General features: G+C 73.2%; 1 protein-coding gene. It reads right to left on the minus strand.

The window, feature by feature from the left end:
* Positions 1-8 precede the first annotated feature (8 nt).
* A partial coding sequence (locus tag LDO26_RS18140; protein WP_232132493.1) for an amidohydrolase occupies positions 9-1,031 on the minus strand: 1,023 nt, incomplete at its 5' end.

The following is a 1,031-nucleotide window of genomic DNA, read 5'->3' on the forward strand; positions in this document are numbered from 1 at the left end:
CGGACGGGTCAGCCGAGGCGCCGCTGCACGATGCGCGCGAACACGCTCACCGCGACCGGCAGCAGGTCGTCGTCGAAATCGAAGGTCGGGTGGTGGCACATCGCGCTGTCCTGGCCGAGGAACAGGTAGGCGCCGGGCCACTGCTCGAGCATGAACGAGAAATCGTCGGAGAACGGGAACGCGCGCAGGTCGGTCTGCACGTGCTCGGCGCCGAGCACGTCTGCGCAGGCCTGCGCGGCGAGTTCGGCCTGCGCCGGCGCGTTGACGCACGGCGGGCACGAATGCGGGATCGTCAGCGTCACCGTGCAGCCCGACATCGCCGCGTGGCCGTCGCACAGCGCCTGCAGGCGCTCGCCCAGCAGCGCGTGCACCTCCTTCGACAGCGCCCGGAAGGTGCCGCCGAGCGTGGCCGACGCCGGGATGATGTTGTGCGTGGTGCCGGCCTGCAGCGAACCGACGTTGATCAGCGCCGCCTCCATCGGGTCGACATGGCGGCCGACGATCGCCGGGATCTCCACCGCGAGCCGCGCGGCGACCTGCAGCGGATCGGTGGCCTTGTGCGGCGCGGCGGCATGCCCGCCGACGCCCTCGACCGCGATCTCGAACACCGCCAGCGACTGCAGCGTCGCGCCGCTGCGCACGCTGGCCTTGCCGCGGCCCAGCAGCGGCATGTTGTGGAAGGCGTAGACCTCGTCGCAGGGGAAGCGCGCGAACAGGCCGTCCCCGGCCATGCGTATCGCGCCGCGCCCGCCTTCCTCGGCCGGCTGGAAGATCAGCACCACGCGGCCGCTGGCCGGCGGATGCCGGACCAGGTACGTGGCGGTGCCCAGCAGCGCCGAGGTATGCCCGTCGTGGCCGCAGGTGTGCGCGGTGCCGTCGCGCTGCGAGCGGTAGGCCGCGTCGCTGTGCTCCTGCATCGGCAGCGCGTCCATGTCCGCGCGCAGGCCGATCGACAGCCCCGGCCGGCCGCTGTCGATGACCGCGACCACGCCGGTGCCGCCCAGGCCCCGGTGGACGTCCAGCCCCAGCGA

Origin of the sequence: Proluteimonas luteida (assembly GCF_021191695.1) — a bacterium.
Lineage (GTDB): Bacteria > Pseudomonadota > Gammaproteobacteria > Xanthomonadales > Xanthomonadaceae > Luteimonas > Luteimonas luteida.